Annotated in this window: 1 protein-coding gene; it reads right to left on the bottom strand. The window is 40.7% G+C overall.

The features are described 5' to 3' along the window. Positions 1 to 34: 34 nt before the first annotated feature. A complete protein-coding gene (locus H5300_RS26885; RefSeq protein ID WP_182797374.1) occupies positions 35 to 796 on the bottom strand; it encodes an IS5 family transposase in 762 nt (253 codons plus the stop codon). Between the last annotated feature and the right edge of the window lie 91 nt (positions 797 to 887).

The following is an 887-nucleotide window of genomic DNA, read 5'->3' as shown; positions in this document are numbered from 1 at the left end:
TAGGGCGTGTTGATCTTTGCTGTACATTTCGCGTTCAACAATACATCGGTAGCCACATTAACATGAATGCCAGCGATAACATGCTGGCATAATTCCTTTCTAGTTTGTCATATCTACTTGAAATAGCTCGATAATGCTTAATTCTCCCAAAGGCATTTTCGACCAAGTGACGATACTTGTATAGACACCAATCCATACTGTCCTTGTCTATATCTTGTCCGTAATTGCGTTTAGCAATTACCGTTTCTCCGCCACGTTCCTTAACAAAAGTACGGAAAGGTTCGCTGTCATATCCTTTATCACAAACGATGGTATTAACTTCATCGAGTTGCTCAACTAAGCTTTCAGCATGCACTATATCGTGGCGTTGTCCCTCTGATAAATCAAAGCAAATCGGCAGGCCACCACTATCTACGGCTAAGTGAATTTTGGTTGAGTTGCCCCCGCGACTTTTTCCTATTTGCTCTGAACTTTCAGTCGCTGCACCTGTACTATGCTGATGCGCTCTAACTATAGAGCCATCAAGAAATACCCATTCAAAATCAGCCATGCTAGATAAGCTTTTGAAAAGATTATCTAAAACTCCTTTCTTTGACCAAAGGTTAAATCGTCTGTAAACGGTACTCCACTCTCCGAACTCAGAGGGTAGATCCCGCCAAGGAATACCTGTTCTCATTCGATAAAGTATTCCTTCAAATGTCATTCGATGTTCAGTTTTATCGTAAATACGACCTGTACTTTTCATAATTTGGAGTAGCAGTTCCCAGCGAATATCAGTTAGCATTGTTCTTGGCATGGTATTGGTTATGGTTTTACTTTTGGCGAAGCAAATTATAACTCTTTACCATGCTGTTCAAAAAACACTCACGAAAGATCAACACGCCCTA

This window comes from Vibrio sp. SG41-7, from assembly GCF_014164465.1.
Classification (GTDB): Bacteria; Pseudomonadota; Gammaproteobacteria; order Enterobacterales; family Vibrionaceae; genus Vibrio; species Vibrio splendidus.
This window is presented reverse-complemented; position numbering and strand designations above follow the sequence as displayed.